The sequence below is a fragment of the Paenibacillus sp. B2(2019) genome (assembly GCF_008370385.1).
In the GTDB taxonomy this organism is placed as follows: Bacteria; Bacillota; Bacilli; order Paenibacillales; family Paenibacillaceae; genus Paenibacillus_AQ.
The window spans coordinates 804,376-829,805 of sequence record NZ_VTZR01000024.1; the positions used below are offsets into that span (position 1 = coordinate 804,376).

The window sequence follows — 25,430 nt, forward strand, 5'->3', positions numbered from 1 at the left end:
TACCGAAAAAAACGCCTAAAGGGCGTTTTTTATTATCTTTAAGTATCTCAGTAATATCTTTTTTGAATTAAATCGCATATTAAAGAGTATTTCTCGTATTAATATCTCTTTGTTACAATCAGATTGTTATCTAAAGGAGGGTATAAAATGAACTATCGCAAATTAGGAACGAGTGGCTTACATCTAAGTGAGATTGCTTATGGTAATTGGATTACACATGGTGCTCAAGTGGACAATGATACTGCCCATGCTTGTGTTCACGCTGCATTGGATGTAGGGATCACAACATTTGATACTGCAGATGTATATTCCGATACGAAAGCTGAGATGGTGCTGGGCCAAGCATTAAAAGGAGTGCACAGAGCTGATATCGAATTGTGTACCAAGGTGTGCCATCCCACAGGGACGGGACGTAACGCAAGAGGTCTGTCTCGCAAGCATATTATGGAGGCGTGCCTTGCTTCACTGAACAGATTACAGACCGATTATATTGATATCTATTATGCGCATCGCTTTGACGCAACAGTATCCCTTGAAGAGACCTTCTTGGCTTTTTCGGATCTGGTGCGTCAAGGTAAGGTTCTCTATGTCGGGATAAGTGAGTGGACGGCGGATCAGATATCAGAAGGTGCTATTTTGGCGAGGGAATTGAAGGTGCCATTGGTGGCTAGTCAACCTCAATATTCGATGTTATGGCGCGTAATGGAGACGGAGGTAGTTCAAGCTTGTGAGCGGGAAGGGATTGGACAGGTGGTCTGGTCACCGCTTGCTCAAGGGATTCTTTCAGGTAAATATATGCCAGGGCAACCATTGCCAGAGGGTTCTCGTGCTTCAACAGCTGCGGGCTCACCTTTTATGAATAAATTGGCGGGTCAATGGCTTCGGACTGAGGTGCTTGAGGCGATCTCGAATCTCTCTACCATCGCCAGCGAAGTTGGGTTGACGCTTCCGCAGTTGGCTATAGCATGGGTGTTGCAAAATCCACAAGTCTCATCTGCAATTATTGGGGCATCCAAGCCTGAGCAAGTAATAGAAAATGCCAAAGCTGCGGGAGTTCGTCTGGATAGGGAAGTTATGATGCAAATCGATAGGGTGCTAGAAGGACTCGTTGAACGTGATCCTAGAAAAACGGGCTGAATATTATATTATTCACCATTAATAGCCTCTGAACTCATTTGTCCTATGATCTCTAGTAACGCGGATAAGGAGGCACGATCGGAATCGGTTCTCCAAGCGGCATAAAGGGGAATCGATGGTGTGCTTTCTTCAAAGGGACGAAATACGACACCTTCGCGCTGAAAAATAGCAACTGAAGAGGGCACAATGGAAACTCCAAGATTAGCAGCTACCAAGTTTACAATGGTGTACATCTGAATGGCTTCCTGTACAACATTCGGATACATGTCGTGTTGGGCGCAGAAGCTCATAATGAGGTCATGAAAAGGAGCTCCTAAATGACGTGGGAACGATATAAACGGCTCTAAAGCTAAAGAGCGAATGGATAACACCGGTAAATGAGCTAGGTGATGCTTCTCTGGCAAAACGGCAACAAGCGATTCATTGACTAAGGGACGATGGTCGATATGCTTGCCCGACTCTGTATAACGTACAAATCCAATGCGAATCGTTCCTTCATGTAAAGCCTGCCACTGCTGAGCAGACGTCATCTCATGTAATGTGAGTTGTACTTGTGGATAACGTTTCCGAAACATTTTTAACATATCAACCAATACTCCACCAGCTGCAGAATCTATAAATCCAATATTCAAATGTCCGATAATTCCTTGATCGACTAATTGTGTTGTTTTAATAGAGCGTTCCAGTTGAGATAAAATGGATTTAGCCTCCTCTAGAAATACCGCCCCCGCTGGCGTTAGACGAACTTGTCTTTTGTTCCGTTCTAATAGTTTTACACCAATCTCATTCTCCAGAGCTTGAATTTGCTGGCTTAAGGGAGGCTGCGTCATATTTAGCTTCTCTGCTGCGCGGTTAAAATGCAGTTCCTCTGCTACTGCGATAAAGTATTGCAATTTTTTTATGTCCATACTGTTCAATCTCCCTTGAAATGCTTCTCCAAGCAAGTATAAGGATCTTTGAACGAAAATGAAAGGAAGGGCATGTCGTCTCCCCATAAGCCTCCCACCCCATCTTAATTTTTGACAAAAAATATTATTGCAATTGGATCGTAGAATTTGTTAAAGGGGACTAGAGATGGTTTTATTCGAGTGCACGATGCGCTAGACTAGATATGACGAACTGTTTAGATTGGTTATAAGGGGGAGAACGACGATGATAAGAGGATTAACAACAGCAGGCTTGGGTGAACTCAGTTCTAATGAAGAATATATCAGACTTGCGAGCCAATTCGGCTTTCAGTCGATAGACGCAAATCCATTGGAGTTAGTGCAGCAGTATGGTAAGGATGGGGCTGTTCAATTGCTAGAAAGTCATGGAATCATGCTAGGATCATTTGGTTTAGTGGTAGATTGGCGCACAACAGAGGAAAGCTTTAGAGAAGGGTTGAAATCGCTTACCCAAATGGCTGAAGCCGCTGCTGCATTAAATTGTACGACATGTTGTACATATATTTTACCTTCGACAGATCTTCCGGTCGCAGCTTTTATGATTGCAGCCACAAGACGTTTAAGACTATGCGCGGAAATATTAGGCGCTTATGGAATTACATTAGCATTAGAGTTCGTTGGCCCTCATCACTTACGTACACAATGGGCAAATCCACTGATCTGGACGATGCAAGATACGTTGAGCTGGATGGAGACGATTCAAGTAAGGAACATCGGATTGTTATTGGATTCTTACCATTGGCATACGAATGGATTAACGAGTGAGGATCTGCTGAAATTACAACCGTATCAAATTGCATATGTCCATATTAATGATGCTAAACCTCTACCGATAGAGGAATTGTTAGATTTCGATCGATTGTATCCAGGAGAAGGTTCTATTGATCTCACAGGATTCTTGGGAAGCCTGAAAAAGATCGGGTATGCCGGTGTGATCGCCCAAGAAGTTCTGGCGCCAGCTTCCGCGCAAAGTTCATCTGAATTATTTTCTCGTTCTAAAGCAGGCTTCGATAAAGTATTCTCATCACTGGAAAACGTACCAATATAGAATGAACTTGAAAATATTCAAAAAAGGGAAAAGTGGTGGAAGGGAATTTTGGAACTGTAGGAGCGGTAGCGTCCGCCCGAAAGCTTTCCGTAGGAAAGCTCGCTTCGAAAGCATAGGCAGTCTGCGGATTTCAACCGTTAAGAACGGTATAAATCAAGGAATCTGCAGACAACAGCGGCCGGAAGTCCAAACATTCTCTGGAGTCGCGACCAACCCGAAATAGGAAAATCATCAGATCAATCTATATAGCATTTGATGATCTCGCGTAAATTAAGTTCTATAAAAACTTCTGCCGAAGTGTTGGTAGAAGTTTTTTTCTGTTAGCAAACGCTCTCCCCATGTGATAGTATTTCACTAAAATACGGAGATGACTATTTAGCGGATCCAATGTTAGTGAGAGGGGAACAGTCGTGTCGATTCGGATAAAATTACTGTTATCTTATACGGGAATGCTAGTCGTTAGTTTACTTATCATCGTAATGACGGCAGCTTTATTTACAATTGCATCAACTGGAGATGTTCATAGTCTTCGGGATTTTTATAAAGTGCACTATCAATTAAATCCGTTGTCGGAGCAAGAAGAGTCGATTTTTTTAGAATTAAAGTATTTAGCCAAGCATGACCCGGATGAATTGCAGAACAAGGATTTGTTACTGGAATATGATTTTAAGCTAAAGACAGAGAAAGCGGGACTATTTGTAAGGCGAGTGAATGACCCTGTGTTTGAATCGCGCACCTTCAATCAACCTGAATTAAAGGATGCTTTACCTCCTTACGATCTCAATAACTATCAGATTCGTAACACGTTTAATATTAAAGAAAGATTTTATGGCTATGCCAAATTTGACTTTAAATATTCGGATGGGGCGAAAGGCAGTGTTTTCGTCATCAAAGAGCATAGTCCTTTTGCGGAACTCACACGGAGGCTGCTACCAATCTTTTCATTGATATTAATTGGCGTTCTTGTGGTTGCAAATGTGCTATTATATCGCTGGATTACACGAAGTGTTATTAAACCACTGAACAAGTTAAGGGATTCCGCAGAACGAATTCAAGAGGGTGACCTTCAATTTGAACTTAACCTGCAATCCAAAGATGAGATTGGGGAGTTAAATAAAGCGTTCGAGACGATGAGACAGAGGTTGCAAGAGTCAGTGAACCTTCGTCTGCAATATGAGGAGAATCGGAAAGAATTAATCTCAAATATTTCACATGATTTACGTACTCCGATTACGAATATTAAAGGGTTTATTGAAGGCATACGAGATGGTGTCGCCAATACACCTGAGAAGATGGACATGTACGTCGACATTATTTATAACAAAACCATTGGAATGGATAAATTGGTTGATGAATTGTTCCTATATTCCAAGCTGGATTTGAATCAGGTCCCATTTTCGTTCGAAGCTGTGGATATTATTGCATTCCTTGAGGATTGTATCGAAGAGATGCGCTACCATAACGAAAATAAAGGAGTTTCATTTCAGCTAGACGACCATAACTCCGAGCGTATTGAGGTTGTTGCAGATTTGGATAAATTAAAACGGGTATTACTGAATGTAATTGGAAATGCGCTGAAGTATATGGACAAGCCGGACCCTTTAATCCGTTTTTCTCTGCAAGTGGATAGTGAATGGGTGACTGTTGAAGTGAAGGATAATGGAATGGGTATTGATGCTGAAGCACTTCCACATATCTTTGAACGGTTTTATCGTGCAGAGCCTTCTCGGAATCTATCGACAGGCGGTAGCGGACTTGGTCTTGCGATAGCTCGTCAGATTATTGAAGGGCATGGTGGGTCGATATGGATGGAAAGTGAACCAGGTGTGGGATCAAGCTTGTTCTTTACTTTAAAGCGAACGACCGATGAAGGAGGATTTCATTCGCATGACACGGATTCTGATTATTGAAGATGAGGCAACGATAGCGCAATTGGAAAAAGATTATTTTGAACTGAACGGTTTTGCCGTTGATATATGTCATACAGGTTCTGAAGGGCTGCAACATGCTCTTGAAGGGGATTATAATCTTATTATCGTAGATTTGCAGTTACCTGGCATCGATGGCTTTGAATTATGCCGCCGTATTAGGGAGGCTAAGGAAGTGCCGATCTTTATCGTATCTGCGAAGAAAGAGGAGATCGATAAGCTTCGGGCGTTTAATCTCGGAGCGGATGATTATATTACGAAGCCCTTTAGTCCAAGTGAATTAGTGGCAAGAGCGAAAGCGCACCTAACGAGATATGAACGCATGCTCAGCAAGCTAGAGCCAATGGAGAAGCATGAGATCCAAATCCGTGGAGTTCATATCGATAAAAATGCCCGCAGAGTGTTTGTACGTAATCATGAGGTTTTGTTTACCGCTCGGGAGTTCGATGTACTGGTCTTTTTAGCGAGTCATCCGAATCGGGTATTCAGCAAAGATGATTTATTCGAACGGATCTGGGGGATGGACTCCAGCGGGGATATCGCAACGGTTACGGTTCATATTCGCAAAATACGGGAGAAGCTGGAATCGGACCCCTCGAACCCACAGTATATTGAAACGGTGTGGGGTGCGGGATACCGATTTACGGTGTAATGGCATTTTCTTGACGATTTTCGATAATTTTAAGCTCTAGTTAATACTTTATTAATAAATCGTTTCTGGGGAGTTTATTTCTTTCAATTATCATTTAGTTATAGACATGAACAACAAATAACTTAATGATCTGAGGGGGAAATATAGTGAAAATCGTAGCTAAAAAAGCAGCAGCATTAATGGTCGCAGCAACACTAGGAGCAACCTCTTTACCCTTTGCGGTGTTAAATGTACAAGCAGCACCTACATCAGGCAACATAGGAATATCCGCAGCTGCATCTAAGTTTTCAGATAAAGAAATTCAAGAAGCCGTTGAAGTACTTGCGGGACTAGGTGTGTTACAGGGTTATTCAGATCATTCGATGGGTGTGCACCATCCAATCAATCGTGCAGAATTAGCGAAAATGGTAGTATTGACTTTTAAATTACAAATCGCTGAAGAGAACACTGCCCCATTCACCGATGTGAATTCGAACGTATGGTATTACAAATATGCGTCAGTACTTGTTGGTTTAGGGATAATGGAAACGGAAGATGGTAAATTTAGCCCTAATAAAACGGTAACGGATGAAGAAATCGTGCAAGTTGTATCGAAGGCGTTGAAGCGTGATGTCTTATCGGTTAACTACTGGGCTAATAAATTGAAATCCACTTCTGGACCTGTAACACGTGGCGAAACAGCGGCCTTACTGAATACAGCACGTAAAGCAATGCCATCCGATAAAGCTCAAATTACAAGTGTGAAATCGACCAATGAAATTACATTAATCGTAACCTTGGATGCTCCTTTGACAGCTGAGAATGAGGTGTTTGCTAAAGCAAAAGAAGATTTTGTATTCAATGACGGTCTAACCTTAACGAATATGCCGCGGCTGAAATCGGGTTCTGTTGCAACGTACATTGTTCCTACATCGGTGCAAAAAGCTGGAACAACCTATAATTTAACGTACAAAGGTAAGAATGCAGGATCATTTGTAGGAAACGCAGCCAAGGTGGATATGACAGCAACCACTCAGGTAACCAACGACACCTTTGAGATTGAAGCACTGAAAACAAATGGCGTCATTGACTATGGATATGTCATCTCTGCATACAGTGGTGGACGTGGTGCTAACGCATTTGTTTTGGATGAGAACAACAGAGCAAATGGCATCACGTATCAAATCATTCCTTCCATGCAAGGTAGACAAGTAACGATTACCCCAGAAGGTGGAGAATCCATCGTTGCCAAGTATGTTCCATTTACACAATCAACAGATGGTAAGATTGAGCCGAAATTCCGGCTTCCTGAAGGACAAGTCTTGAAACCGGGTGTGAAATATACCGTAACATCTGACTGGGCCAATATAGCAAATCCTTCATTCGAAGCAAAAGAAATATCTCCACTGCAAATCTCTGGCGCTGAAGCTGTCAGCGATACATCCATCAATGTATCCTTGGCTCAAGACCCTGGCGATGAATTGTTTTCGGGCCGTAGTGTACAACTAACCGCTCCAAACGGAGACAAATGGGTTGCAACCTATAAATTCTCCAGTCGTAAAGGTGCTGTTGGTGTATTCGATATTACGAATAGCGGTAAATTGGCTGCTGGGACAGTGTATACTGTAACACCACTAGGCGCATGGGCAACTTCTCAAGCCACATTCACTTCGAAATAAGGGGAGTCTACATGAAAGGTGTTGAATGTCATGCGCTTTCTCGTCTTAACACTCTTACTTTTTATATCAGGATGTCAGACCGATGATTTCAAGGTGTTAAACAACCAAGGGCAGCAATCAACTCAGGAGGTGAATAATGAAATGGATAAGCTGAACCAAGCGCTGTTAGCAGCGACTCGTCAAGGAGATAAGGAGCTTATAACAAAACTATTAACAGACGGTGCAGATATTGATGTTACAGATAATGAGGGTAGAACGCCCGCTTTAATCGCTGTACACACGAATCAACTGGATATATTCAAATTATTGCTTGAAAAAGGTGCCAATATCAATATCCGCGACAATCGCTCGGATAATCCACTTCTTTATGCAGGCGCTGAAGGAATGCTTGATTTTGTGAAGGTATCTATTGCTGCAGGTGCTGATACCTCAATTGTGAATAGGTTTGGGGGGACCGCACTCATCCCTGCTGCAGACCGTGGTCATGTGGATATTGTGGAAGAACTTCTTACAAGTTCTGACGTCAATATTGATCATGTCAATAATCTGGGTTGGACTGCATTACTAGAAGCTATCATACTAGGCGATGGGGGCAAAGAACATCAGGCTATAGTGCAATTGTTAATACATCATGGTGCTGATATTCATATAGCAGATTCTAACGGAGTTAGTCCCTTACAGCATGCGCAAAATAGGGGTTATCAAGAAATGGTAGAAATGCTAATGAACAAGAGTAGTGATTCGATATAATTTAAAAAAAGGGAACTCCGCTCAAAACGGAGTTTCTTTTTTTTGTCCTTTGAAACTAGGATTACCCACCTCTATAAACCTCATAATATAGTATAATCAGACTATATTATTCAATAGTGGAAGATGGGAATATAGCACTATTAAATTTATCGAAGAATGAGGCGTACATGAGAACTTCGGAGAATAAAATTAAGCTAAGTCATATGTTATACATAGTAGTATTTATCGGTATTTTAATTATTGTACGTTGGGGCTGGTATAATCATTTTTCGTTATCCAATCCTCCTGCTGTGAAGCAAGGCGTGTTAGATTTACGTGGGGTGGACATTGAATCACTAAAAACCTTTCCGCTGGATGGTGAATGGGAATTTTATCCTGAACAATGGGTGAATGCTACCAATATCGACAACGCTACGAAGGGGCAGAGGCTTCAGGTACCGGGTAACTGGAATGCTATATTTAAGCCTGAAGAGCAAAAAAAGGCATATGGATACGGAACTTATCATTTGCGTATTCTGCTGGATCAACCCTTATCTGAGCCACTTAGCTTTTGGTTCCAATCTATCTATACTGCATCTGAAGTGGAGATTAATGGAACAGTTCTCTCACGGTTTGGTGTGTTATCTGATGAGAAAGAAGGCCATGTTTCTGTCACCAAGTCATTCCTGATCAGTTATACATCGATAGATCAGAAACAAATGGATCTGTTTGTTCGGGCATCAAATTATGAGTCTCCGTTAAAAGGAGGCATTGTTAGGTCTGTAGAGTTTGGCATTCAACATGAGATAGATACAGTCTACTGGAATTCCATCGGCTTGCAGCTAATCGTAGGGGTACTGCTTCTACTACATGGGCTGTATTTATTGATCATCTATTTGATGGATGTGCGAAAAACAGAGTTGATTATTTTCTTCTCGATGATGGTTGCAGCGGCTGTATCCATTGGGGTTGAACATAATGGACTATTGTTCCGGTTTCTTCAGGTTGATTTTGCCTGGACGTTGAAGCTAAAGGTTCTTTCTTATATAGGGTTCTGCTTGTTCCTGTTCCTGATGGGTAGAGAGCTTTATGGGAATCTGCGGAAAGGCAAGGCCTTTTATAGTTATATCTTCTCACTCCTCGTTTTTACACTATTTATAATCTTTGGTCCAGAAGAGACAGTGCTATATTCAATCGAAAAAGGGGTCTATATGATCCTGTATTACGTTCCAGTATGTTGGACGGCTTATTATTTTATAAAGATGGTATCCATTCGAGCTGAGGGTGCACTATTTTTATTATGTTCAGTGCTTGCTGTGATTAACAATATACTATGGGCGTCTGTTTATTACGTAGGAACCTCGCAATTTATGTTTTATCCGGTAGATTTAATTGCTGCACTAGCCACTTTTTCTGCCTATTGGTTTAGAAGATACTTTAATCAGTCCCATCAGAATGTGTTATTAAACGCTCAATTGGCAGAGACGAATAAATTAAAAGACCGTTTTCTGGCGAATACGTCACATGAATTACGGACTCCCCTACATGGAATTATGAATATTGCCCAGAGCGTGTTAATGAGGAAAAAACATGTGCTGGATGAAGAGAGTCAACGTGATATGGAACTGCTAATTATGGTTAGTCGGCGGATGTCGCTCATGCTGAATGATTTGCTTGATGTGGTGAGATTGCAGGATAAACGGATTGTGATGAATATAAAAGCAGTGCATGTAAGCTCCTTGGCTGAGGGCGTGCTGGATATGTTACGCTTCCTTACCGGTGGAACAAAGGTGGAGCTTAGCATGCATATTAATGAGGATTTGCCGCGTGTACATGCTGATGAGGAGCGATTGGTACAGATTCTGATAAATCTTGTTCATAATGCACTTAAGTATACCGAACAGGGTAAGGTTGAACTGGTCGCTGAACAAGTGGGTAGGGATGTATGGATACATGTTACGGATACAGGAATAGGTATGGATGAGGCATTGAAGAAACGTGTCTTTATGCGCTATGAACAAGGGGCTTACGGGGAAGGTGGTATTGGACTGGGACTTAGCATCTGCAAGGAACTGGTCGAGCTGCACGGGAGTGAATTATTGCTGCAATCGCAGCCGGGTCAGGGGAGTAAGTTCAGCTTCAAATTACCCGTAGTAGATGAGCGTGTTCAATCATCTATTTCGGATGTTCAACTAGAAAAGGATACGATAACATTATCACCATTCAGCGCATGGATAACAGCTGAGACATCTACTATGGTAGCTGCCACATATTCCACGAAGGAAGTAGAGCCACTCTCGAATACAGACGCTGATATTATTCGTGTTCTGGCGGTTGACGATGATTCGGTCAATTTAAAAGTTTTGCAAAATATTTTGTCAGATGGAACCTATCAGATGGTTACTGCGACTTCTGCACGGGAAGCGCTGGATAAGTTAAACCATGATCGATTTGATCTGATCATCACTGATGTGATGATGCCGGGCATGTCTGGTTATGAATTGACAAGATTGATTCGTGAGCGGTTCACGATGTATGAATTACCTATTATACTACTGACTGCTCGTAGTGAGCGGGAGGATGTCTATGCGGGCTTCTTGGCTGGAGCAAATGATTATGTCACCAAACCGGTAGATGCGATGGAATTGAAGTATCGAGCCTTGTCCCTTTCATCTATGAAGCGAGCGGTCAATGATCGGTTGAGGATGGAGGGGGCTTATTTACAAGCGCAGATCCATCCACACTTTCTCTTCAATACACTGAATTCGATCATGTCCTTAAGTGACTTTGACACTGCCAAAATGAGAGAGCTATCAGATGCATTCACAACTTATTTGCGCATAAGTTTTGACTTCTTAAATGCAGGCAAGCTCGTTACGCTGTCACAGGAGCTTAAACTGGTGGAGAATTATATATATATCCAGCAGCAACGTTTTGAAGAGAGACTCCTTGTGGAATGGGAAGTAGATGCAAATCTTGAAATGTTGATGCCTCCGCTTACGATTCAACCACTAGTTGAGAATGCTGTTCGACATGGCGTTTTAAGTCGGGCTAAAGGTGGAACACTGCGCATTCACATTGAGACACGTGCGGATGCTGTCCATTTTAACATTGTAGACACAGGGTTGGGAATGGACGAAGCACAAGTCAGCATGCTGTTAAATCCGAATGGCTATAAGAATCAAGGTATTGGGCTGCTTAATACGGATAGAAGATTGACACAACTATATGGACGTGGCTTGCAAATTCAAAGTATCCCTGGTTTGGGAACTACGGTGTCATTTATCATTCCTGATAAGGATTGATTATGATCAAGGGGTAACTCCTTGGAGTTATCCCTTTTTGGTGTTTTCTTTAGAAAATTATGTGAATATTTCACTATTGTTGCGTCATTGATTGTAAAAATAAAAACTACCTGCCATTATTACAGAGAAAGGAAAATTTGTAATCAAAAAATCATTCACGATAGGAGAATTAGAATGACTAATAACTTATTTGTAAACGAGACAAGAGAACAACTGAGCTGGATGAATCGTCCCGAAACTTGGGAATTTACAGATTTAGATGAACTGACATTAATAGCACCTCCCAAATCAGACTTTTTCCAAGACCCGGCAGGTAAACATTTCGCAAGTTCAGCGCCATTCTTATCCACCCCTGTGGGTACTTCCTTTGAAATGACGACCAGAATTAGTGTCAATATGCGGCATAAATATGATTCAGGCTGCCTCATGTTTATGATGGACCATTATAACTGGGCCAAGATTTGCTTTGAGTTTGACGGACAGTATCCCATAATCGTGTCTGTGGTGACAAGGGAAGGGATGTCAGATGATTGTAACTCCGTACAAGTTGCTGTAGATAATCCATATTTGCGTATCACCAAGCAAAATCATTGTGTTACTTTCTCCTATTCAGAGGACGGAGCGAACTGGGCACTGATCCGATATTTTGGAATGAAGGAAGGTGCTGAATGCGTAGCAGGTGTTGTCGCACAATCTCCCCAAGGTGAAGGCTGCTCAGTGAAATTCGACTATTTGAGTTTGTCGGAATCGAAGGGGGAAAGCCGCTTCTAATGGATTAATTTTTAATAAATAATCCTTTTCGGTCTAACTGTAATTGTTTTGAAGTGAATTGGATGATGAATTCCTCCACGGCGGATATGGTAGCAATGATACATACAAAGACATTCCAAATGGTGTGATCGATGTGGAGAAGCCATAGAGGAGTTATAAATAAGAGGAGTCCGGTCAGTTTATTGCCATAGGTGTGAATGCTTGCGTAAGTTTTGAATCTTCGGAGGGCAACCCCTATCGATGTTAGACGGATGACCGCGATCATGAAGATCCATATCATGATTTCGAGCGTAAGTCCCAGAAGCGGATATAGTGTAAATAAGGAGACCGCTATCAGTATCGTGTCGGCTGCGGAATCCAGTTTTGCTCCAAGGCTACTTGTTGTGTTCGTCATTCTAGCAATAGGTCCATCGATCAGATCGGTGACCCCGCAAAGGATATAAATTACAAGGAAGGCCAAACTTAGCGGCTTGAGGACTAACAACAACATTGCCAAAATGATTCTGCCAAACGTAATTCCATTGGGTATTCCCTTCATCATTCAATCCCACCTTTGTTTACGACCTTATCTTATTTCCATTTTACCAGAGGAGTGCAAATTCTATAAAAAAAACAAGCCGGAGCGAATGAATCACGCTCCGGCTTGTTTCTATGTTTGTTAAAGCTTATTGCGCGGATACAGACTTGAACCATTCGTTAACTTCTTTAGTGATTTGGTCACCGCCATTGGATTTCCAATTGGCAACGAATTGGTCAAAGGAATCTACTGGCAGTTTGCCATAAATAATTTTGTTGAAAGTTTCCATTTCGGACTGGCGAAGCAGGTTCCATTTGGAAACCATCGTTGGTGTAGCAGCACCAGTAAAGTAGTTTTGTTTACGAACGTCTAGTTGTGACATAACCACTTTTCCTGCCGCCCAGTTTTCTGGTTTACGGAACTCTGCCATTTGTTTTTCATAAGGTGTTACAGGTGTCTCGCCGTCAGCAAGTTTAACCAAAGTCTTCATAAACAGATCAGGAATACGGGCCGGACCTGTTAAGAATGGGAATTCATTGGAGAAGTCTTTAATCTTGTCTTTATCACTTGTTGGTTCTCCATCAATCATATCCCAGTCGTAACCTTTAGCAAAGCCATATTCATATTGACTGCCTGCAGCAGGGTTAGCTAAGTTATCAAGCAAGTAGTTATAGTACAAGAAAATAGCTTCTGGATGCTTAGCATCCTTGTTAATCATGATACTAGCATTTACACCGGAATTCTGCCATTTGGTTCCAATCAAACCATCTGGTCCTGCTGGAACCGGATAACCTTTAATCTTCGCTCCAGGTACATTCTTCATTAGATCGGGAGCAGGCCAGTCTGGAACCCAGTTGGCGCCTGGCAGAATACCAGCTGCACCTTTCGTGAAGCTCTCAGCGGATTTACCTTCATCCCAAAGGGCGGAGTCCGTGTGAATATATCCTTTATCCATCCATTCGCTAAGCTTTGCGAGTGCTTGCTTAGCACCTGGGTTAATGGAACCATATTCAAGATTGCCATCTTTATCTTTGTTCCATTGTTCCTCAATTGTACCGTATGCTCCGAATAACCAGTCTAGTTGGCCCATCCAGGTATTTGTATTGTTTTTCAAAGAAATTGCAAGCGGGTACACATCTTTAGGCGCTAAGCCATCAGGGTTTTCGTTCTTAAATTTGTCCATGATGTTCTCAAGATCGGCGATGGTCTTAGGCGCTTCCAGCTTCAGCTTTTCCATCCAATCTTCACGTAACCACAAGAGCGTATCATCATTGTCGGTATATTCAAGGATCGGCAGATTATATTTCTTACCGTCTTTAGTGAATGGGTACCAAAGTTCTGGATGTGCTGCAACGTGATCTTTCAGAATTTTGTTTGCATACTTATCAAACAACTCATCGATAGCGATGAACTGACCGGAATCAATAAGCTGATTGGTCAATACTGCGTTTGTTGGTGCAAAAACGAAATCAGGAAGCTTTTCGCCGGAAGCAATGGCAAGTTGAAGCTTTTGTCTGTATTGATCGTCATTTGCAGGATACCAAGTATCTTTATGCTTCATACCCAATGTTTCAAGCATCCAGCGATCGTGAACGTTGTTTTCTTTGGTATCACCTTGAACATACTTCTTAGGCATCAATACGGCACTGAACTCGATCGGTGGATCGTATTTGCCTTTTGCGAAAGCAGCATCTGCTTCGGATTGGGTATTATTGGTAGCGTTACCATTTTTGGCATTCTCATTAGATGTGCCGCTACTGCCACATGCTGTGAGAGTGATAAGTGCTGTGACCGTGAGAAGCGACCACATTTTCTTGAACTTGATCATTCTTCAATTCCCCCTACTGTGTATGATCTTTACAAGTGTAACTTTAACAACTTGTCGGGGATGTCATCTATATGAGATTTTTAGTTTCGATAGGACTCTATCATGTTATTTGTTAGTATCTCTATATTCCTGCGGCGTTACCCCAAACTGCCGTTTGAATACTTTGATAAAATAAGCAGGGTCCATATATCCAATTTCCATGCTGATTTCATAGACTTTTTTATTGGTGGTCTTCAGCTTATGACAGGCACGATCCATCCGCAAGCGCGAGATATAATCGCTAATGCCTTCACCTGTTTCAATCTTATAAATTTTTGATAAATGGGTCGGATGGAGATTTACATGGTCAGCCAGAACACGTAATGATACATCATCATGCAAGTTCTTATCCGTATAATCTTGAATTTTCTTTACATACTCGGAACGTATGTCTTTGATTTCGTTGGATGTGCCTTCTTTTAGATTGGCTAGAACACTTAGCGACCATTTTCTTAGTTTACTAATGCTGGTAAAAGCATCCCCACTTTGCAACGCTTCTATATCGGTCCCCATTAAGTTTGCTAGCGTATGACCATTGCGATGTGCAAGATTCGTGAAAGAAGCAGTAATTAAAAAGCCAGCCTCCATGCAATGCTCCCACGATTCAGACCATTTCTCATCCAGTTCGGCACAGACGGCAAGCAATTTCTCTTCGGCCGCATCCCAATGTCCACTCTCCAGTAGATGAATCAAAGAGGGTGGGGTATAAAGAGCGTCTAAAGGTCCTTGTGCTGAGGGAAGCTCCAAGTCACTGACCCGCATAATGAATTCTCGCTCATCTCCGACAATTTGGCGGAAAGAGGAGGAGGCCTGATGAAAACGATTCGACAGCTGCTCAGGAAACTTGAACCACTCCGTGATTACAATGGATAGTGAGCCTTTCAGAAATTGCTTGACCTTATATTGAAGTTGTAGAGAAAGCTTCTCTAATATGGATTCTTTTCCAAGGTCAGTTCCTTGTTCTTTAAGCTGGAGCAGAAACACAAGATATCCATGTTCCTCTTTAACGCCCCAGACTTCCATAAATTCTCCCATAATCTCTTCAGCCATATTAATAATCGCATATTCAATCAAGGTTTGATCGGTATTATCAAATTCTCTGAATTCTTCTTCCATTCGTACCAGCATCAATGCGGATTCTCCGGATTGAAAGGGCAGATCGTAACTCACGAGCTTCCGTTCCCATTCACCGGCTTGAAAACGATGACCTTGCAAAGCATCCAGTAGCAAACGCCCCCGTAAAACAGGGAGGTTCTCCCGGAGGGTAAACTGGGTTCGTTTAAGAGAACTTATAAGCTCCCATTCAGCATTCAATTGATTGATCGCATTTTTGACTGCTCCGAGCAATTCATCATCAGTCGGCGGTTTAAGCAAGTAATCCACAGTCTTGTTCTGAAGTGCTTTTTTGGCATAATCGAATTCTGAATGGCCGGATAAAATAATACATTTAATTTTTTTGTTATGTTTTCTTATCCGCTCTATCAATTCGATTCCCGTCATTTCTGGCATTTGAATATCTGAGATTACTATATCAATGGGATGCGTATCGATAATTTGTAGCGCTTCACGTGCGGAATAAGCTTTATGCACATGTTCAATTCCTAGCGTATGCCAGGGTTTAGTCATGGAAAGATTATCTACCCAGTGTGCTTCGTCGTCTACTATGATCATCTGCATGTTGTTAGTCTCCTTGATGTTCCTTTAATTTATAACTATCATCCTCAGTTGGGATTTCCCAGATAATTTCTGTTCGGAATCCACCGAGTGGGGATGGCTTGAAGGTAAGACTTGAATGATTGCCGAACAGGTGAATGATCCGCTGATTTGTATTCCAAAGACCACAACCCATTTCCTCCTGCAAAGGCTCCTGCATTTTACGGTTTAATGCTTCTAGCTGATCCGGATTCAAGCCAGGACCATCGTCATCGATATAAATTCTACAGAAGCCGTTTGACTTCTCACCACTAATCTTGATTTCGCCTGATGAATAGGACTTCGCTACTCCATGAATCACAGAATTCTCCACCATAGGTTGAAGCATTAGGCGAGGTACAGATTGGCTAAGCATATCCTCAGGAATATCAATATGATAATCAATTCTGCCATTACGCAGTTTCTGTATATCTAAATAGTTGACTAAGAGCTTGATTTCTTCCTCCAAAGAAGCCGTCTCCCGTTCCATACGGGTGGTATAACGATAGTAAGCACTTAGATTATAAGCCATTGAGACGACAGCGTCCTCATCTTTCATTTGGGCCATATTGATAATATAACCAAGACAGTTATATAGAAAATGTGGATTTATTTGCGCTTGAAGCTGCTTGAGGGTAGCTTCTCGAGCACGGATCTTTTCATTAAATACATTTTCTATCAGGTCTTGAATTTGATGGGACATATCGTTAAAACGACGGAACAGAAACGAAAACTCATTTTGCTCATTGCTATGAAGCCGTACGGAGTAATCTCCTTGCTGTACGCGCTGTAATCCACTGACTAGTTTTTTAATCGGATATTGAACGTTTCTATATAGCAGAATGGAAGAGGATACTCCCACAACAAACAGCAGAATCATTGTGATATAGAATAAATCTCGACTAAGAGAAATCGGTTTGAGAATTTGATAAAGGGGGACAACATCTATTAAATGCCAATCCAAAGAGGCTGATTTCACAGAACTGACCAAATAGTTCTTCCCATTTAGTTTCACTACATCCTGAGTTGTATTCTCCGGAGAGTGATTATCCAGGTAATTAACTAGTTCGTCGGATAGCTGCTTGTCCGCGCTACGGTTGAGGATCGGTTTCTCCCCTTTGTGATAGAAGAACGGATCGCCTTGCCCACCTGCTTTGTACGAATCGAGCATGTTCTGAATATTCGTATAACTGAAGCTGGCTTCAATGACTAGGCTACTTCCTGTTAATGTCCCTGGCTGAGCTAAGGAATCCGTTAAGAACCAGTAAAAGGATTTTAAATCGCCTTGAGATTCCACACCATGATCACCATACGTCCATCTTCCGCTCATATTTGCTTTTAAATAATCCTCATCATACCCGATGGGTCTGTCGTAATTGGCGATGACATCTTTATTCTGCTGTGAATGAACGGCGTATCTGGTCGGCCAAATATCTGTAACCCCTGCTTGAAGCACCATCTTTTCCTGGAGAATATATCTGGTCTGCATCTGATCATAACGATCTTCCCATACATTTAGTCCATTGAATGCCCTGACGTTGGGATCTCTTGAAAGAATAAGGGTGAAGTCCATCATCTGATTAATTCGAGAATCGATCTGATTGGATAAAAAAGTGAGTTGTTTCGTATTGGACGTCTGCAACTCTTTGCCTACAACCTCGAAGGTGACGTTATTTGAAAAGGTATACATGATAATGATGGGAATGAATAGGAGTATGATCAAGCTGTTTATTTTGGCAAACAGACTAAATCGAGATTGTAAGTTTCCTTTAAGTATTGTAAAGCGCTTCCATATATTCATAAATGCCCCTCCAGATGTTGTCCTAATAAAACCCTATCAAGCCTAACAATGTTATATAGTCAAACCTGAGAAACGCCTGATACTATTTATAGCAGAGATCCCCATCACACACAAAATATTTTTTTTGGGAACAGGAGAGAGCTATGGAGGCTAATATGGAGGTTAACTCGATACCACAGGCGAGCCTAGAAAGTCAGCCGAGTAAAAAAAGAAAAAAAGGCTTTAATCAACCATGGATTCTCCATTTTATGGTGTTGCCAGCGGCAATCATGGTTTTTATTTTTTCTTATATTCCGATGTCCGGAATTCTTATGGCATTTCAAGACTATAAACCTGCACTAGGTTTTTTTGATTCCGAGTGGGTCGGACTTAAGCATTTCAGGTACATGTGGGAGAATGATTATTTCCTGTCCATTACGTGGAATACGTTATTTTTTGCTTGCTCCAAAATTGTTTTGAACTTGATTATTCCGTTTATCTTCGCCTTATTGCTTAATGAGGTAAGAAGAATGGGCCTTAAAAGAACTATTCAAACACTCGTTTATCTTCCGCACTTTCTGTCTTGGGTTACACTTTCAGGGATTCTCATTGATATCCTTGCTCAGACAGGTATTGTCAATCAATTCCTCACATCTGTATTCGGCATCAAGCCGATTTTCTTCCTAGGAGACGGCAACTGGTTCAGGTTCACTATCATTGCTAGTGATGTTTGGAAAGAGTTTGGTTTCAATACGATTATCTTTTTAGCGGCACTTTCGGGTATCAATCCATCACTTTATGAAGCTGCTGAAGTGGATGGGGCGGGGCGTTGGAAACAAACGATGTATATCACAATTCCTGCGTTAATCCCAATCGCTATCGTAATCGCCACCTTGGCACTGGGTAATGTGCTCAACGCAAACTTTGACCAGATCTTTAACTTGTACAGTCCATTGATCTATCAGCAGGGAGATATCATTGATACCTTCGTGTATAGAGAAGGTCTACTAAGCGGACAGTTCAGTTTCGCAACCGCAGTTAATCTATTCAAATCGTTAATTAGCTTAGTCTTAATCGTAGTCTCTTACCGACTTGCTTATAGATTCGCAGGGTACAGAATTTTCTAGAAAGGATGACAACTGATGTACCATAAAACAATTCCATATCGAATATTCAGTATAATCAATAATGTATGCTTGACTATCCTTTCAGTGCTCTGCCTGCTACCTTTGTACCACTTACTCATGGTATCTCTTAGTGCATCCGCACCTGCTAATGCTGGATTAGTCACATTCTGGCCGATTGGCTTTACCTTTGAAGCCTATGCAAAGACGTTTAATAATGTCAATTTCCTTAACTCCTTGTGGGTGTCTGTGGAACGGACAGTACTCGGAACAGGACTTGCGCTGGTGGTAAATACGGTTGCAGCTTATGCGCTATCTAAGGAAACAAGAGTCTTTCGTGCTAGAAACGTCTATCTTTGGTATTTTGTTGTCACCATGCTGTTCAGCGGTGGTCTGATACCGGGTTACATTCTAATTCTGAAGCTTGGTCTTATGAATTCATTGATGGCACTTATTCTTCCTGGATTAGTTGCTGTATTTAACATCATTTTGCTTCTGAATTTCTTCCGTACCGTACCTAAAGATCTTGAGGAAGCAGCTTTTATTGATGGGGCAGGACACTTTCAGACCTTTGTGAAAATATATTTACCGGTCTCCTTACCTGTTATTGCAACCGTCTCTCTATTCCTTATGGTAGGACACTGGAACGCTTATTTTGACGGTATTATTTATATCAGAGATGCAGACAAGCTTCCGCTAGCGACGTTTATGCAGACGATTATCGTTCAGGCAGATATGTCTAAGCTTGATCCGGCAGCCGTTGCTAATTTATCACAACGAACCATCCGGGCCTCGCAGATTTTTATAAGTGCTTTGCCAATTCTATTGGTTTATCCTTTCCTGCAACGTTTCTTTGTAACTGGGATTGTGGTAGGTGCTGTAAAAGAATAATCTCTTTTTAGAAAAAGAGTTTGAAGAAGGAGCTACGGTTCTAGTCCAAGACTAGAACATGTAGCTCTTTTTTTATTTAGATGGATTTCATGGCTAAAATGGATAATTATTGAAAACAATAAAAATATTCAGAAAATTTTCATATGACGATCAAGCTAACATAGGCTATAATGAGGTCTAAAAAAGAAAAAAAGAAAACGGGGCATAAGAATGAATCAATTTAAAGGTGAAAAAAATCTTCTCTCAGAGAAGAAGGAGCGTTTCTCTTCCGCCGGCTTTATTTTCGCAGCGATCGGGAGCTCAGTAGGACTGGGGAACATGTGGAAATTTCCGTATATCACTGGGGAAAATGGGGGAGCGGCTTTCTTCCTTCTCTTCATTGTATGTTTAGTGTTGATCGGTTTACCCGTATTGTTGGCAGAGTTGGCCATCGGTCGTAGCGGACGTGGAAGCGCGGCTACTGCATTTGTACGAGCCGGAGGCGGGAAGAACTGGATGGCCACCGGATTTCTGCAAGTCCTTGCACCATTTTTAATTCTTTCCTTTTATATCATTGTTGCAGGATGGACGTTGAACTACGCAATGATTGCCTTCAATGGACAATTGTTCAGTTCCAGTAATTATGCAGGTGAATTCAGCTCCTTTATATCTGGACCTATGCCAATTGTTTGGCAGGGGATAGCAATCCTTATAACGGCGGGTGTTGTTATTCTTGGAGTATCAGGCGGGATTGAGAAATTTAATAAGGTATTGATTCCTGGTCTGGTCGTTCTCCTAATTGTATTAATGATTCGTGCGGTTACCTTACCAGGTGCAAACGAAGGAGTAGCCTTTTTCCTAAAACCAGACTTTTCAGTGCTGACGGCGGAATCTGCGCTAGTCGCATTGGGACATGCCTTCTTTTCACTTTCGCTTGGGATGGGGATTCTCCTGACTTACGGCTCTTATGTGGATAAAAAACAATCGCTAGGAACTGCTGCACTCGCAGTCGGGGCAGGAGATTTGTTATATGCGTTTATCGCAGGATTGATTATTTTTCCGACGACATTCTCATTTGGCATTGCTCCTGATCAAGGTCCTTCGCTAATTTTCATTGCTTTGCCAGCAGCTTTCTCAGCAATGCCATTTGGTGCATTCTTTGGTGGTTTGTTCTTTATCTTGCTGGCGATTGCCGCTTTAACTTCTGCCGTATCTCTGCTTGAGGTGCCTGTATCTTTCGCGATGGAGCGCTGGAATTGGAGCCGGAAACGTTCAGTTTGGATTTTGTCATTAGTATGTTTCCTCCTCAGTATTCCTTCGGCGATGTCACTGGGAATGGTCCCTGAGCTATCGTTTGGCGGTAAAGCGCTGTTCGATTGGGTGGATTTTGTAACTTCTAACATTATGTTGCCACTAGGCGGTCTGTTGGTTACCATCTTTGCCGGTTATTTCTGGAAAGGGGCAGCAGAAGCGGCTGGGCTTAAGGCAGGTTGGTTCCGCGTTTGGTTGTTTATGCTCCGGTATGTTGCGCCGATTCTGGTGTTCTTGGTGTTGCTTCATACTTCAGGGATCATTAAATTTTAATTTAATTCAATTTCTAAAAAATCATCAAAAAAAGCTCTACGACCTTTGTGGTTGTAGAGCTTTTTTTGATATTGAAGATAAATACATTATTCCTCTAAATCCTACTTGACTAGGTGGATTAATTGGAATATAGTATTAAAAAAGATTGAACGAATCAATTTAAAACTAATAATTGTATACAATTATACAAATATATTGTTGAAGTTCTTGCCCGACAGATTATCAATGAGGAGCTACATAAATATGGCGATACGATCACGGAGGTTGTCAAAGGATAATACCTATGATGCATTAAAACAAAAAATTATTGATAGTGAATTAGAGCCGAATCAACCTGTACATGAAGAAAATTTGGCGGCGTTACTAGGGGTTAGTCGTACTCCACTAAGAGAGGCGATACAGAGATTGGAGAACGAGGATTTTCTCATTCGACAGCCAAATGGAAGACTTCGGGTGGCTTCTGTGACACTCAAAGAGGTTGAAGAAATATTCCAAATTCGCAGCATGCTTGAAGGCTACATCGCAAGAAATGCAGCTAAGCATGCTACAGAGAACGATATTGTTAATTTAACGACGATGATTACAAAAATGAAACACTCCTTCCAACTTGGCGACAATCAGAATTTTGTAACCTATGGATTTGAGTTCCATGATTATTTATCAGAAATCAGTGAACTAAAAACATTCGAGAAAGTTCTGAATCAATTAAGAGATCATTCCCTTCGCTATTGTAGATTCGTCTCCATGCATGGAGATTGGAATACACAGGCGGATGAAGAACATGATCTTATCTTGCAAATGATCGCTGACCACAATGAAGATGGCGCTGAAAAAGCAATGCGAGATCATATTTTAAGCAGTCTAGCTACTGCACTTGACCGGATTAAAGGTATTGAAGAAAAGTTGGAAGCATAAAGAAAGGGGAGCACTTTACTATGAGTATACTTAATGAGGTTGATCAAGCATTGGCGAATCAATTAATTGATGTTCGTAGAAACCTACATAGAGAGCCTGAATTAGCTTATGAAGAATTTAAGACCACAGAGAAATTACGGGAATGGCTGACCCATGCCAATATTCATATTCTAGACCTTCCTTTACAAACCGGACTTATCGCAGAGATCGGACAAGGTAATGGACCTGTTGTAGCTATTCGCTGTGATATTGATGCACTTCCGATAGAGGAACAGACCGGATTACCTTTTGCTTCTGAGATTCCTGGAAAAATGCATGCTTGTGGGCACGATTTTCACACAGCTACGATTCTAGGAGCTGCCTTATTGTTAAAGGCACGTGAAATTGAATTGCCTGGCAAGGTTAGAGTATTGTTCCAACCAGCAGAAGAAACAGGGCATGGAGCGGAGAGTGTCTTAGCATCAGGAGGACTCAAGGGTGTTGACGCTATATTCGGTTTACATAATTCACCAGACCTGCCTACAGGAGCTTTTGGAACAAGAACAGGAGCTTTAACAGCAGGTGTTGATCGGTTTGAAATTACGATAAAAGGTGTCGGCGCTCATGCTGCTTATCCTGAAAAAGGTGTGGATTCCATTGTCACTGCGGCTCAGATCATTACCTCGCTACAAACCATCGTAAGCCGCCAAAACAGTACTACAGAACCGGTGGTGTTAAGTGTCACCAGAATTAATGGGGGCTTCACATGGAATGTCCTGCCGGAAAAAGTGGAATTAGAAGGTACGGTGCGAACTTACAATGAAGAAATCCGTCGCCAAATTCCAGTCCAAATGACTCGAATTATTGAAGGAATTGCTGCAGCTGCTGGAGCAGAGGCTAAGCTACATTGGTATCCAGGACCACCAGCAACGATTAATCATGGCGAATGGGCTGACTTTACCAAAGAGGTCGCTTCAGATGCCGGATATATAGTACATGATATCCCTCCGCAAATGGGAGGAGAAGATTTCTCTTTTTATTTGCAACAGATACCGGGTGCTTTTGTAAATATAGGATCAGGCCCAGCCTATGCTTTACATCACCCTCGGTTCGATGTGGATGAAGCTGCGATCTTACCCGCTGCGAAGTACTTCGCTTTATTGGCAGAACAAGCGCTGGTGAAGCTACAAGTCAAAGCTTAATTAATCTCCTAGACCTAAATCCTAAAGATGATTGAGAGGAATGTATATGATTGAACTAAAACAGGTTTCCAAAACGTTCACTCGGAAAGGAATCACGATTGATGCTCTTAAAGGGATCGATTTAAAGGTCGATAAAGGCGATATCTTTGGCGTTATCGGCTATAGTGGTGCGGGGAAAAGTACATTAATTCGTTTAGTCAATTATTTGGAAAGACCTACAGAAGGACAGGTCTTCGTTGCTGGGCGTGATTTAGGAACCTATAACGATAAAGAGTTACGGGCGGCTAAGAAGAATATCGGCATGATTTTTCAACATTTTAATCTATTAGAATCTAAAAAAGTATTTGATAATGTAGCGATTCCTCTAGTTCTCTTAAAAAAGAATAAGAATGAAATCCGCCAGCGTGTACAAGAGTTGCTAGAGTTTGTTGGATTAAGTGACAAAGCAGGGAGTTACCCTAGTGAATTGTCAGGTGGACAGAAGCAGCGGGTCGGGATTGCCAGAGCGCTTGCTTCGAATCCATCCATCCTATTATGTGATGAAGCGACTTCTGCCTTAGATCCACAGACAACACATTCTATTTTACAGCTATTAAAAAAAATCAATGCAGAGTACAACATTACTGTGATGATCATTACACATGAAATGTCTGTCATTCAAGAGATTTGCAACAAGGTGGCGGTGATGGAAGAGGGCCGAATTATTGAGCAAGGAAGCGTTCTAGATGTATTCGGTAGTCCGAAGCATAAGACGACACAGAATTTTGTGAAGACGGTTATTCAAAATAGCATTACGCCAAGCGTCCAAAAATCCATCAAAACAGAACCCGGAAGTGTCCTTTATAAACTTAATTTTGTTGGAGAAAGCGCCTCTGAGCCTATCCTGTTCGAGATGATTCGATCCTTCGATATGAAGGTCAATATTTTATTTGCGAACACGACCGAGATTCAGGAAACGACACTGGGTACAGTAATTATTCAATGCAGTGGAGATACAGCTGAGATTAACAATGCGTTATCTTTCTTAAAACGTCATGGAGTCGGTGTAGAGGAGGTAGAATCTAATGTTTTCGACCACATTAACAGGTGATCAATTTCTGCAGGCGATTATTGAAACGATTCAGATGGTTGGCGTCTCCTTGTTTGTTGGCTCTTTGATAGGGATACCCTTTGGGATATTGCTTGTAATCACTCGTCCTGGTGGGGTTTTGGAGAACAAAGCGCTTTACGCCATACTAAATCCGATCATCAACATTATACGCTCTCTGCCTTTTATTATTTTACTGGTAGCGATTGTACCTTTCACACGTTTGATTGTTCATACTTCGATTGGGACAAGCGCTGCGATCGTACCTTTAATTATCTACATCGCACCTTATATTGGCCGTTTAGTAGAGAACTCCTTGCTTGAAGTGAACCCGGGAATTCTCGAAGCTGCTGAAGCGATGGGGGCTACGCCATTTCAAGTGATTTGGTACTTTTTGTTGCCAGAGGCGGTTGGATCATTAATTCTGTCTTTGACAACGGCGACGATCGGGTTGATCGGTGCAACTGCAATGGCTGGAACGGTAGGGGGCGGCGGTGTCGGCGACTTGGCGATTGTATATGGGTACCAACGTTTTGATACGGTTGTCGTGGTAGCTACTGTTGTTATTCTCATTATTTTAGTGCAAGGCATTCAATCTTTAGGCAACACGCTAGCAAGAAAAATTCGCCGTTATTAGT

The 25,430-nt window shown here is 41.8% G+C and carries 20 protein-coding genes; 15 read left to right on the plus strand and 5 right to left on the minus strand.

What is annotated here, in order from left to right; genetic code table 11:
* Nucleotides 1–147: 147 nt before the first annotated feature.
* Nucleotides 148–1,137, plus strand: a complete 990-nt coding sequence (locus tag PAENI_RS24920) for an aldo/keto reductase family protein (protein WP_149647027.1) — start codon at nucleotides 148–150, stop codon at nucleotides 1,135–1,137.
* A gap of 8 nt (nucleotides 1,138–1,145) precedes the next feature.
* Here the strand turns inward: PAENI_RS24920 and PAENI_RS24925 are convergent, their stop codons facing one another.
* Nucleotides 1,146–2,045: a LysR family transcriptional regulator gene (locus PAENI_RS24925; protein WP_149647028.1), complete on the minus strand. Its 900-nt coding sequence runs from the start codon at nucleotides 2,043–2,045 to the stop codon at nucleotides 1,146–1,148.
* Between the two features lie 244 nt (nucleotides 2,046–2,289).
* Between PAENI_RS24925 and PAENI_RS24930 the strand changes: the two genes are divergently transcribed.
* The 7 genes from PAENI_RS24930 to PAENI_RS24960 all read left to right on the plus strand — a co-directional run bounded on the left by PAENI_RS24930 (nucleotide 2,290) and on the right by PAENI_RS24960 (nucleotide 12,175).
* Nucleotides 2,290–3,132: a sugar phosphate isomerase/epimerase family protein gene (locus PAENI_RS24930; RefSeq protein WP_149647029.1), complete on the plus strand. Its 843-nt coding sequence runs from the start codon at nucleotides 2,290–2,292 to the stop codon at nucleotides 3,130–3,132.
* 410 nt (nucleotides 3,133–3,542) lie between these two features.
* Nucleotides 3,543–5,042: a sensor histidine kinase gene (locus tag PAENI_RS24935; protein WP_149647030.1), complete on the plus strand. Its 1,500-nt coding sequence runs from the start codon at nucleotides 3,543–3,545 to the stop codon at nucleotides 5,040–5,042.
* On the plus strand, nucleotides 5,020–5,712 hold the full coding sequence (locus PAENI_RS24940; protein ID WP_149647031.1) for a response regulator transcription factor: 693 nt from the start codon (nucleotides 5,020–5,022) through the stop codon (nucleotides 5,710–5,712). Before PAENI_RS24935 ends, PAENI_RS24940 begins: the two co-directional genes overlap by 23 nt.
* A 146-nt stretch (nucleotides 5,713–5,858) precedes the next feature.
* Nucleotides 5,859–7,370, plus strand: a complete 1,512-nt coding sequence (locus tag PAENI_RS24945; protein WP_149647032.1) for an S-layer homology domain-containing protein — start codon at nucleotides 5,859–5,861, stop codon at nucleotides 7,368–7,370.
* Between the two features lie 141 nt (nucleotides 7,371–7,511).
* Nucleotides 7,512–8,120 (plus strand): ankyrin repeat domain-containing protein, encoded by a 609-nt coding sequence (locus PAENI_RS24950; protein WP_262495720.1) that lies wholly within the window; start codon nucleotides 7,512–7,514, stop codon nucleotides 8,118–8,120.
* Nucleotides 8,121–8,287: 167 nt separating this feature from the next.
* Nucleotides 8,288–11,404 carry an ATP-binding protein gene (locus PAENI_RS24955; RefSeq protein WP_149647034.1) on the plus strand — a complete coding sequence of 1,039 codons (3,117 nt, stop codon included), beginning with the start codon at nucleotides 8,288–8,290 and terminating at the stop codon, nucleotides 11,402–11,404.
* A 174-nt stretch (nucleotides 11,405–11,578) separates the two neighbouring features.
* A complete protein-coding gene (locus PAENI_RS24960) occupies nucleotides 11,579–12,175 on the plus strand; it encodes a DUF1349 domain-containing protein (protein WP_149647035.1) in 597 nt (198 codons plus the stop codon).
* Between the two features lie 4 nt (nucleotides 12,176–12,179).
* Here PAENI_RS24960 and PAENI_RS24965 read toward each other — a convergent pair whose 3' ends face one another.
* The 4 genes from PAENI_RS24965 to PAENI_RS24980 all read right to left on the minus strand — a co-directional run bounded on the left by PAENI_RS24965 (nucleotide 12,180) and on the right by PAENI_RS24980 (nucleotide 18,052).
* The gene (locus tag PAENI_RS24965) at nucleotides 12,180–12,716 is read right to left on the minus strand and encodes a CDP-alcohol phosphatidyltransferase family protein (RefSeq protein ID WP_262495721.1); all 537 of its coding nucleotides are present in this window, start codon (nucleotides 12,714–12,716) and stop codon (nucleotides 12,180–12,182) included.
* Between the two features lie 124 nt (nucleotides 12,717–12,840).
* A complete protein-coding gene (locus PAENI_RS24970) occupies nucleotides 12,841–14,520 on the minus strand; it encodes a type 2 periplasmic-binding domain-containing protein (RefSeq protein WP_076299279.1) in 1,680 nt (559 codons plus the stop codon).
* Between the two features lie 105 nt (nucleotides 14,521–14,625).
* Nucleotides 14,626–16,236, minus strand: a complete 1,611-nt coding sequence (locus PAENI_RS24975) for a response regulator transcription factor (RefSeq protein WP_149647036.1) — start codon at nucleotides 16,234–16,236, stop codon at nucleotides 14,626–14,628.
* A gap of 4 nt (nucleotides 16,237–16,240) precedes the next feature.
* Nucleotides 16,241–18,052: a sensor histidine kinase gene (locus tag PAENI_RS24980; protein WP_149647037.1), complete on the minus strand. Its 1,812-nt coding sequence runs from the start codon at nucleotides 18,050–18,052 to the stop codon at nucleotides 16,241–16,243.
* 155 nt (nucleotides 18,053–18,207) lie between these two features.
* On the opposite strand from PAENI_RS24980, the gene PAENI_RS24985 reads away from it, so the two are divergent.
* From PAENI_RS24985 to PAENI_RS25015, 7 genes are all read left to right on the plus strand, one after another.
* Nucleotides 18,208–19,158: an ABC transporter permease gene (locus tag PAENI_RS24985; RefSeq protein ID WP_042132288.1), complete on the plus strand. Its 951-nt coding sequence runs from the start codon at nucleotides 18,208–18,210 to the stop codon at nucleotides 19,156–19,158.
* A 15-nt stretch (nucleotides 19,159–19,173) separates the two neighbouring features.
* A complete protein-coding gene (locus PAENI_RS24990; protein WP_042129067.1) occupies nucleotides 19,174–20,046 on the plus strand; it encodes a carbohydrate ABC transporter permease in 873 nt (290 codons plus the stop codon).
* A gap of 210 nt (nucleotides 20,047–20,256) precedes the next feature.
* Nucleotides 20,257–21,609, plus strand: coding sequence for a sodium-dependent transporter (locus tag PAENI_RS24995; RefSeq protein ID WP_149647038.1), 1,353 nt, complete (start codon nucleotides 20,257–20,259; stop codon nucleotides 21,607–21,609).
* Nucleotides 21,610–21,852: 243 nt separating this feature from the next.
* Nucleotides 21,853–22,524 (plus strand): GntR family transcriptional regulator, encoded by a 672-nt coding sequence (locus PAENI_RS25000; RefSeq protein ID WP_042189543.1) that lies wholly within the window; start codon nucleotides 21,853–21,855, stop codon nucleotides 22,522–22,524.
* Nucleotides 22,525–22,544: 20 nt separating this feature from the next.
* Nucleotides 22,545–23,705 (plus strand): amidohydrolase, encoded by a 1,161-nt coding sequence (locus PAENI_RS25005; protein WP_149647039.1) that lies wholly within the window; start codon nucleotides 22,545–22,547, stop codon nucleotides 23,703–23,705.
* 46 nt (nucleotides 23,706–23,751) lie between these two features.
* Entirely contained in the window at nucleotides 23,752–24,795 is a 1,044-nt protein-coding gene (locus PAENI_RS25010) for a methionine ABC transporter ATP-binding protein (RefSeq protein WP_042189539.1), read from the plus strand.
* Nucleotides 24,770–25,429, plus strand: coding sequence for a methionine ABC transporter permease (locus tag PAENI_RS25015; RefSeq protein WP_042189536.1), 660 nt, complete (start codon nucleotides 24,770–24,772; stop codon nucleotides 25,427–25,429). Before PAENI_RS25010 ends, PAENI_RS25015 begins: the two co-directional genes overlap by 26 nt.
* The last annotated feature ends 1 nt before the right edge of the window (nucleotide 25,430 follow it).

Excerpts from the sequence above, each read along its gene's own strand:
- PAENI_RS24985 (WP_042132288.1), top strand. The coding sequence starts at position 18,208 with ATGGAGGTTAACTCGATACCACAGGCGAGCCTAGAAAGTCAGCCGAGT.
- PAENI_RS25005 (WP_149647039.1), top strand. The coding sequence starts at position 22,545 with ATGAGTATACTTAATGAGGTTGATCAAGCATTGGCGAATCAATTAATT.
- PAENI_RS25010 (WP_042189539.1), top strand. The coding sequence starts at position 23,752 with ATGATTGAACTAAAACAGGTTTCCAAAACGTTCACTCGGAAAGGAATC.
- PAENI_RS24980 (WP_149647037.1), bottom strand. The coding sequence starts at position 18,052 with ATGAATATATGGAAGCGCTTTACAATACTTAAAGGAAACTTACAATCT.
- PAENI_RS24995 (WP_149647038.1), top strand. The coding sequence starts at position 20,257 with ATGAATCAATTTAAAGGTGAAAAAAATCTTCTCTCAGAGAAGAAGGAG.
- PAENI_RS24930 (WP_149647029.1), top strand. The coding sequence starts at position 2,290 with ATGATAAGAGGATTAACAACAGCAGGCTTGGGTGAACTCAGTTCTAAT.
- PAENI_RS24955 (WP_149647034.1), top strand. The coding sequence starts at position 8,288 with ATGAGAACTTCGGAGAATAAAATTAAGCTAAGTCATATGTTATACATA.
- PAENI_RS24990 (WP_042129067.1), top strand. The coding sequence starts at position 19,174 with ATGTACCATAAAACAATTCCATATCGAATATTCAGTATAATCAATAAT.
- PAENI_RS24965 (WP_262495721.1), bottom strand. The coding sequence starts at position 12,716 with ATGATGAAGGGAATACCCAATGGAATTACGTTTGGCAGAATCATTTTG.
- PAENI_RS24940 (WP_149647031.1), top strand. The coding sequence starts at position 5,020 with ATGACACGGATTCTGATTATTGAAGATGAGGCAACGATAGCGCAATTG.
- PAENI_RS24975 (WP_149647036.1), bottom strand. The coding sequence starts at position 16,236 with ATGCAGATGATCATAGTAGACGACGAAGCACACTGGGTAGATAATCTT.
- PAENI_RS24920 (WP_149647027.1), top strand. The coding sequence starts at position 148 with ATGAACTATCGCAAATTAGGAACGAGTGGCTTACATCTAAGTGAGATT.
- PAENI_RS24970 (WP_076299279.1), bottom strand. The coding sequence starts at position 14,520 with ATGATCAAGTTCAAGAAAATGTGGTCGCTTCTCACGGTCACAGCACTT.
- PAENI_RS25000 (WP_042189543.1), top strand. The coding sequence starts at position 21,853 with ATGGCGATACGATCACGGAGGTTGTCAAAGGATAATACCTATGATGCA.
- PAENI_RS25015 (WP_042189536.1), top strand. The coding sequence starts at position 24,770 with ATGTTTTCGACCACATTAACAGGTGATCAATTTCTGCAGGCGATTATT.
- PAENI_RS24950 (WP_262495720.1), top strand. The coding sequence starts at position 7,512 with ATGGATAAGCTGAACCAAGCGCTGTTAGCAGCGACTCGTCAAGGAGAT.
- PAENI_RS24960 (WP_149647035.1), top strand. The coding sequence starts at position 11,579 with ATGACTAATAACTTATTTGTAAACGAGACAAGAGAACAACTGAGCTGG.
- PAENI_RS24925 (WP_149647028.1), bottom strand. The coding sequence starts at position 2,045 with ATGGACATAAAAAAATTGCAATACTTTATCGCAGTAGCAGAGGAACTG.